This is a genomic window from Kineosporiaceae bacterium (assembly GCA_016713225.1).
GTDB lineage: Bacteria > Actinomycetota > Actinomycetes > Actinomycetales > Kineosporiaceae > JADJPO01.
The window spans coordinates 257,720-266,022 of the sequence record JADJPO010000006.1 but is presented as its reverse complement, the minus strand read 5'-3'; the positions used below and the strand labels follow the sequence as shown (position 1 = coordinate 266,022).

5 protein-coding genes and 1 pseudogene are annotated in these 8,303 nt (G+C 67.8%); all 6 read right to left on the bottom strand.

Annotation, left to right across the window (positions count from 1 at the left end; genetic code table 11):
* Positions 1–214: 214 nt before the first annotated feature.
* Positions 215–1,701: pseudogene (locus tag IPK24_21575) on the bottom strand (IS1634 family transposase).
* A 265-nt stretch (positions 1,702–1,966) separates the two neighbouring features.
* Positions 1,967–2,467, bottom strand: a complete 501-nt coding sequence (locus IPK24_21570; protein ID MBK8078077.1) for a hypothetical protein — start codon at positions 2,465–2,467, stop codon at positions 1,967–1,969.
* Positions 2,468–3,784: 1,317 nt separating this feature from the next.
* Positions 3,785–3,961, bottom strand: coding sequence for a hypothetical protein (locus tag IPK24_21565; protein ID MBK8078076.1), 177 nt, complete (start codon positions 3,959–3,961; stop codon positions 3,785–3,787).
* A gap of 144 nt (positions 3,962–4,105) precedes the next feature.
* Positions 4,106–5,689 carry a right-handed parallel beta-helix repeat-containing protein gene (locus tag IPK24_21560; protein MBK8078075.1) on the bottom strand — a complete coding sequence of 528 codons (1,584 nt, stop codon included), beginning with the start codon at positions 5,687–5,689 and terminating at the stop codon, positions 4,106–4,108.
* A gap of 123 nt (positions 5,690–5,812) precedes the next feature.
* Positions 5,813–6,457, bottom strand: a complete 645-nt coding sequence (locus IPK24_21555; protein ID MBK8078074.1) for a response regulator transcription factor — start codon at positions 6,455–6,457, stop codon at positions 5,813–5,815.
* The gene (locus IPK24_21550) at positions 6,448–8,082 is read right to left on the bottom strand and encodes a hypothetical protein (protein ID MBK8078073.1); all 1,635 of its coding nucleotides are present in this window, start codon (positions 8,080–8,082) and stop codon (positions 6,448–6,450) included. Before IPK24_21550 ends, IPK24_21555 begins: the two co-directional genes overlap by 10 nt.
* Positions 8,083–8,303: the final 221 nt, after the last annotated feature.

Here is an 8,303-nt window from a genome sequence, read left to right as displayed (position 1 = left end):
CACACGGAGCAGGTGCGCTGGCGATGCTCGCGCTGATCAGGCTGGAACGGTCGAGCTTCGACGCAGCCAACGCCGCATTGCCTACACCGACGGACCTTCGCGATGGCCTTCGCGCCAGCGTCGCAGCCTCTACCCCTCAGCCCTCGTTCGTCAGCACGCACGAATTGTGGGCGTGAAACACGAATTGTGGGCGTGAAACCCGACTTGGCTCAGGCTAGTGTCGTCCGGTTGAGTTGATCTTGGTGATGATGTCGCGGATCTCGTGCGGTAGGGGGTCTTCGGCGGTGATGGTGTGGGCGCCGGCCTGGATGGTGATGGTGCGGTAGCGCCGCAGGGTCCGCACGAACTTCTTGATCGACCAGTCGGTGGTGGTCTCGATCCAGTGGAGTCGGCCAGGGCGGCGAACACGATGGTCAGGTGGGCTTCGATCGATTCCTTCTTGTGGTGGAGATCGGTCGGGCTGCCAGGTCGTGCTTGGACATCCGGAACGCCTTCTCGATCAGGTAGAGCCGGTGGTAGGCACCGATCACGAACTCGGCGGTGATTGCTGTCCCGTCGGGGCAGGCTTCCAGGTTGGTGACGTAGCCCTCGGATCCCGGCCAGGGACCGGGCCTGGTTTCCAGGGCGCGGTTGACGCTCTTGTCGGCGCCGGTGAAGTTTGACGAACCGGTTCCGTTGGATGGCGGTCTTGCCGGCGACGGCCTTCTCGGCCTTGGCGACCTGTTCGTCGATGCCGCGTAGCGTGCGCCGGCCACGATCAGCGCGGTACTGGTAGTAGATGACCTGGTCGCGGCGGGTGTCCTTGGCGCCGGCGGGCCAGGGTTGGGTGAAGATCTGCCCGTCGGTGAACGGCTCACCGGGGTTCTTGGCCTGCCAGGTCCGCACGCAGTAGGGCAGTTCGGGGATCTTCACGGCGAGGATGAACGACAGGCCCGCTTCCTCGATCGCCTCCCGGTTGGCCGCGGAGATCATCCCGGCGTCGGCGACCACCGTCACGTCTCTGAGTTGGTGAGCGCGCATGAAGGCCTCGATGACCGGGAGCATGGTGGCCTTCTCCGCCTTGTTGCCCTCGAACGCGTTGACCGCCAACGGAATCCTGATGCGTCGGTGAGCAGGCCGATCGTGATCTGTGGTTCCAGGCGGCGTTCCTTGGAGAATCCGCTCTCCCGAACCCGTCTCCTGATCGGTCTCGAAATACAGGGTGGACACGTCGAACAGGACCAGGCTGGCCGGACCCAGCCCGGCATGGGCGGCGCATGCCGCGGACAGCTTCTGCTGCCAGGACGCCTTGGCATACATCGGAAGTCGCCGCTTCAACGTCGCATACGACGCGGTCGGCACACCCGCCTCCTCCAACACCCGGGCCGCGTCGAGCTTGCTGGTCGGCTCGATGATCCGGGCCAGCACCAGATCCCGGAACACCCCGTCCCCACCGGCCGCGGCATCGAACCCTGAGGACCTGGTAGGCACGACTCAACGCCTCCCACAGGTACCCCATCCGCGAGGCCGTGATCGGCAACGGAGCACCCCGACCAGCAGACCCACCCGACCCACCCTCCAGGCCGAGGTCGAGCTCACCCCGCCCGGCCGCCGCCTGCTGCCACGCCGCGGCCTTCAACACCTCCCACTCGGCATCGGTGTCGCCGACCCGACATGAGTGATCTCCCGCGACCCCCGCCGCGACGAGTGCACGATCTGCACCGCCCGCGCACCCGAAGACGTCCGCACCGTCCGAACGTAAGGAGACACCCACCGAGCCTACGACCCACACCCCCCGGCTAGTGCACACCAAAACCCATGATCAATCAACGTCGCCGCAGGTCACAGCCCCGCAACACACCAAGATCACCAAACGAGAGCCAAGTCGGGAGCTTCGACGCAGCCAACGCCGCATTGCCTACACCGACGGACCTTCGCGATGGCCTTCGCGCCAGCGTCGCAGCCTCTACCCCTCAGCCCTCGTTCGTCAGCACGCACGAATTGTGGGCGTGAAACACGAATTGTGGGCGTGAAACAGGTGGCCCCAGCCGTCGCCGTCCGGGTCGGCGGGGTCGGGCAGCTCGAGGTCGTCGACGGTCAACGCGAGGGCTTCGCTGGGGCGCAGCGCGGCGTAGTACATGCAGCCGAAGAACGCGACCAGGCGTCGCCCGCGGGCAGCCAGGGCGCGCTGGCGGCGGTCGGGGTCGTTGGGGTCTGCGAGGTTGGCGGACGGCGTCGAGCAGGGCGCGGGCCTGGGTGGGGTTGACGACCGATCGGGGATCGCAGACGTAGTTCGCCTTGGGTGGCTTCTACTTGATCCTGGGAAGTGCTCGAGATAATCGAAGGCGTCGAGAACGACAACGACGCCTAGGCATTCCTGCTCGTGATGCGCGGCGTGGCGCTGCACGAGATGGGGCACCTCGACGCCGCGAAGGACTGCTTCACAGAAGCGCTCCGCCCCCGGTCGCGAGCTGTCGAGATTCGCCACCGCGCGTTGATCGAACGGGCTTAGGTGCATCTCGACAAGGGGCGAAACGGGATGGCGAGAAAGGACCTGGAGCGCATTCTTGCCGAGGACTCCGCCTATCCTGGCCTGACGGATTCCCTGAGCCAGATCCGGGCATGACACGGGCGTCAGTTGGGAGCGTTGCCCACGACTGCACGTGGCGGGCTCGCTGACGCGCAGGGTCGAGCGGTGGATGACGGATGGCGCACTTGACCTCACCCCGGCCGATACATGGGTCTGCCGCCACGCTCGCTGCGTCAGTCCAGCGGTCACCAGATACCCCGTCGGATATCCATAGACGCTCTCGCTCAGACCACGAATAGGCCACTGGCACGCCCACCCGCTCGAGCTCCGTGCTAGGTCAGTCCACCTTCCATGATCGGCGCCACCGCTGGGCCATTGGGGCGTTGACCAGCACGAACGCATCTCGATCACCTCCGGCTGACGTGCTCACCAGTCGCGCGGAGGCCACTACCAGCGGTTGTGCACACCGCTATCGCGCCCACACTCTCAAGATCTTTTGTTGATCTTGAAATGCCGCATAACTGCACGTCAAAGGCATGATCATGATTCAGCGGAGGGCGAGGGATTCGCACCCCCGAGCACGGATGGTTATGCGCTAGCGGTTTTCAAGGCACTCACTCGAACGGGCGTTGACCTGCAGTGATGCCAGTCCGAGGCGATCACGGACCACGGGTGGACCATGGGTGACTGTTGTCGGTCGGGCTCGGTCGGTGACGGCTGGACGTGCCGGTCAGACCCTGCGGTGAGGGTGGTGCGGGGTTCAGGTCCAGAGACGGTCGATGGGCAGCACTAACTCACGATCAGCCGATACACGACTTCACGATCAGCCATCCAACCGCACCCAGATGTCGATCACATCGCCTCGGGTCACCGACCCCCAGGGGTCGCCGAGCCTCGCGCGGGATCGGAACGGCGGCCTTCAGGTACCCGCGTTGTGATCGCGACGATCGTCGTGAATCACGGCCTGCGCCGGGGGCCACCCGCCCCCACGTTCACTGCCGACCGGGTAGCCAAACAAGTTGGCCAGACCACGAATCGACAATGGCCCGGCTTCGGCCCCTGCGTCGCTGAGGGCCTTGACCAGTCGAAGAGTCGTCGTTCGAGAGCATGTAGCCCGCAGACAGGCCCTAGCCGGCGAAGCGCAGGCTTGTCGGGTTCAAGGGGTCCTCGCCCGCGTCCGGACATGCATCGACGTCCTACCCATCGCGCGTGGTTGCCACTCGCCACCTGAAGTTGGGGCCGTACGCGACCAGGTCGCTCATCGGGAAGTGGCGCTCACCGTGGTCCCTGACTTCGTGGCGACCCCGCGATCTCATGGTTCTCGATGTCGAAGGTGAAGTAGGAGATCTGTCTTCCGTCGAGGTAGTTGACGCCCAGTTGCCCGGCAGCAGAGCCGTCTTCGCTGGCGAGGTTGAGATAGAAGCCGGATGTTTCCTGTGCCGAAGTCTGCATGCACCACTCGCCAAGTCATCGATCCCGTCACGGCGTTGACATCGGTACACGGACGGTACACGAGGAGCCGGCGGAGGCCGGATTTGGCCGGCGCCAGCCGGCCAAATCCACCCTTCTAGGGCCGCCCACCCGGTGACGTGCGCCCTAACACCCGTGGCACTGGTCGGGTTGGTTCCTCGCGATGCGGGTTCCGGAGGCGGTCAACGGAGCCGTCGTGTAGACGCCGCCGCCCTGGGCCGATCCACCGGCGCTCGTCACCGCGGCGTTCCCAGTGATTGTGCTGTCGGAGATCGTGAGTTCGATCCCCTGATCGACCAGCAGCGGCCCGTTGAAGATGCCGCCGCCCTGCGCCGACGCGTCGGGTGCGTACGCGGCGGCTTTGTTGCCCTGGATCGTGACGCTCCTGAGGTCCATCGCGGCGTTGTTGAGGATTCCGCCGCCGAAGGCCCGCGCGGAGCCGGTCCGGCTGCGCGCAACGGCGGAGTTGTCCCTGACGACCACCCGTGTCAGTACGAGGCCCTTCGGGTTGTCGGGATACGTGGCGACGGCTCCGGCCACCTGCACCTGGCCGTCGATGGTCGACACCGTCGATGTGTTGTCGGTGATCTGCACATCGTTGAGCGTGCCGCTGGTGTCGATCTCGGCCGCCGCGCCACTCGGGCCGACGTCCTCGGACGTCGCCGTGCGGACCACGAGGCGGTTCCTGCTGATCGAGGTGCGGGAGATCTGCAGGCGAGACCCGTCGTCCACGAGGATCCCGCTGCCGAAGGCGTAGATCTCGCCGGCCGGGTCGTCGGCGAGGATGCTGTTACCGACGATCTTCGTGTCCTCGATCGTCACGGCACCTCCGTCCGCGATGTGGATGCCTCCACCCATGGCGGCCATGTCCAGCAGCTCACCCTGTGGCCTCATCGGCCACGAGGTGACCAGCTCGGAACTGTTGCCACTGACGACTGAACCCTGGATCGTGGTCGCCGTCGCGCTGGTGAAGATCCCGCCGGCCTCCGCGAAGCGCCCGATCCCCACCGGGGCGCCCTTGTTGTCGATCACCGCAGACGACTGGACGGTCAGCGCGCCGTTCGCTGCGTAGATCCCGCCGCCGGCGGCGTCGCTGGCGCGTCCGACGGCGCCGTTGCGGGTGACCACGGATCGCTCGATGGTGAGGGTGCCGAAGCTGGCGATCCCGCCACCCCGTGAACCGGCGTAGGGACAGTCGCCGTCCGGGCACTTCACGCCGCTGGGGGACGGGCTCACCGCCGTCGGCACCGTCTTGTTGTCGCTCACGACGACGTTGCGTAGCGTCACGGTGGCACCGATCGCTCCGCTCGCCCCCGGGGAGATGAGGATCCCGCCACCGAACGCGTCGACCCCGTCCGTTCCGTGCGCCACCCCACCGGTCACGGTGAGATCACTGATCACCACCGTGGGCCGGGTGGACGACGTCGTGTCGATGGTGACGACAGGACCTCCCCCGCGGATGACGGTCCGCCCTGACCCTGCACCGACCAGCCGGAGGCTCTTGGCGATGCGCACGCCCCCGGCATAGGTGCCGGCGGCAATCCGAATCGTCGCTCCCGGCTGGGCTGTGTCGATGGCGGACTGCAGGCTGCTGTGACATCCGGGTCCGCCCACGCAACTGTCGACTGCCGCTGCGGCAGGCGCGGTCATCCCGCCGACGCTCAAGGCGGCGGCGCCGAGCACGGCAGCGAGCCCTCGTGGCATCGTCATCGTTCCTCCTGGTGTCGACGTCATGCGTCGACGCTAGGAGGGCGGCCTCTCTCGGACATCCGTACCTGCACCCGTCAACTGACCGCCGGGTCGGTGCCGGCACTGAGCGTCCCGGGTGCCCGGTCAGCCCTTGAGGTAGGTGAGGACGGCGAGAACGCGACGGCTCGAGTCAGGCGACTCGTCGAGGCCCAACCGGTTGAAGATGTTCCGCACGTGCGACTCGACGGTCCGTTGGCTCAGGCTCAGCAAGATACAGATGCGAGCGTTGGAGTGCCCTTCGGCCATCAGCGAGAGGATCTCCCGCTCCCTCGCACTGAGCTGGTCCAGGGGGCCGGCGACACGGCTGCGGCCCAGCAGCTGGGTGACCACCGCTGGGTCGAGCACGCACTCCTCCGCACACACCCGGTGCAGGGCATCGACGAGGACCGCGGGATGGGCGACCCGGTCCTTGAGCAGGTAACCGCACGACTGCGAACCCAGGTCCAGCAGCTGGGACGCGTATCGGACATCGAGGTAGCTCGAGAGCAGCAGAACAGCCGTCGCGGGGTTGCGCTGTCGGATGTCGACCGCGGCTCGAAGGCCCTCATCGGTGTGGGTGGGCGGCATCTTGATATCGACGAGCGCCACGTCGGGTCGTAGCGCGGCGACGGCGGACAGCAGGGCCGGTGCATCTCCCACCTCCGCGACGACCTCGATGCTCTCGGCTTCGAGGAGCCTGCTGAGCCCGGCTCGTAGCAGCGCCATGTCCTCCGCGACGACTACCCGCATGGTGCGATTCCCTCCCATTCCAGAACACCAGGACGCACGGTGTGCTCGAGCCTTCCCCCCAGGGCGAGGAACCGGTCCTCGGCATGAACCAGCCGTTGGGGTGGAGGCTCGACGTGTTCAGCAGCGACTTCCCCTGCCTGAGTACGACTCTCCGCGGTGACGGTGACGCGCACCGACCGTCGATGCGTCTCTGCGACGGTCACCCGCAGCACCGACGCGGGCGGTCGCAGCCGGGACGCATCGAGGACGAGCTGGTAGATCGCCATACCGGTCGGCAGTGGCACCTCGCGCGCCACGTCGACGCGGACGAGCAGCGGGGCGGCGGTGTGGTCACCGAGCTCGCGCAGCGCAGCGGCGATGCCGGCCTCCCCGAGGCTCGCCGGGAAGAGGCCGCGCGCAACGGTCCTGAGCTCCGCCAGAGCCGCGTCGATCTCCTGGTGATAGGCGGCGATCTCGCTGTCCGCGTGCGGTCGGGTCACGGTGGCGAGCGTCACGCCGAGGGCGACCAGGCGTTGCTGGGCGCCGTCGTGAAGATTGCGCTCCAGCCGGCGCCGCTCCCGATCGCGGGCCGCCACGATGCGTGCTCTGACAGCGACCGTCTCGCTCGCCTCGGCGCGCAGCCGGGCACGGGCCGCGACGTACCCGAGGGCCAGACCGGCGGACCTCGCACAGGCTCGCACCAGATCGAGTTCCTGGCTGGACCGGCGCGCGCTGCGGACGTCGGCGAACGCGACGCCGTCGCGGGTGAGCTGCACGCCGGGCCGGGGATCGTCACCGCTCACCGGCACGCCGTCGGCGTCGACCCGCCCGCCGTCGTCGCGCATGAACGTCACGGTCAGTTCCGGATCGCCGACGGCGTCCCTGAGCCACGCCTGCAGGGTCACCGGGTCGGGGATCGCTGCAATCACCCGGGCGGCCATCCGGGCAGCCGTGGCCCGCGCGAGCATCAGCTGCAGCAGGATCCCCGCGGCCAGGACGGCGAGCATCGCGCACTGCCCCAGCCAGAGCCGGCGCTCGACGTCGTCCACCGCTCCGGTCGGCAACCGCAGGCTCCACGCCGCGGCGGTCGCGGTGACCAGCGCCATGCCCACCGTGCCGCAGAGGATCACGACGTTGTGCCGGCGCCCGAGCCTGGTCGCGCGTGCCCAGCCGGCGCCCGTGAGCACCGCCAACACCGGCGTCCACGCCAGTATGAGGATCGTCGATAACCGTTGCAGCGCATCGGAGAACCCAGGGGCATCGATCACCTCGAGCACGTTCCGTGCGCAGGCGTTGCAGCCCGCCGAGACTGGATCGAAGAAGAGGGCCGGCGCCAGGGCACCGAGCAGTGCGCTACCGCCGAGCACCGCTCCGACGACGAACCGCGCACCGCGGTGGGGGGGCGCCATCGGCCACGTGTACCCGGCGAGAACCGCCAGGATCCCTGAGAGGTGAATGCCCGGCCCCGCCAGGAGCAGGAAGGCGGTGAAACCCAGGTCGGTCTCCGGCACGTCGGCGACCGCCAGGGGTACTGTCACGGCCGTGGCCAGGAGCAACCACGCGGTGGCCAATGCCACGCGGCGCGAGAGCAGGACCACGCCAGTCAGGACGCCGGCAGCGGCAGCGAGCGCTTCCCACCAGACCACCGTCGCATGGTGGCGGATGCGCGACGATCCCCGCTACCGTGGGGCGGGCATTTCAGTGCAGCCACGCAGAGACGCGTTCCGGTTCCCGTGCGCGCGCTGATGCCTCGGACCTTCACCGAACGCGATGGTCGATCCATGACAGGTGACTCCCGCACTCTCGCGAGGCGACTCGTCCCCCTCGCCCTGTTCTTATCCGTTTCTCTCAGTGCCTGCGGTACGGC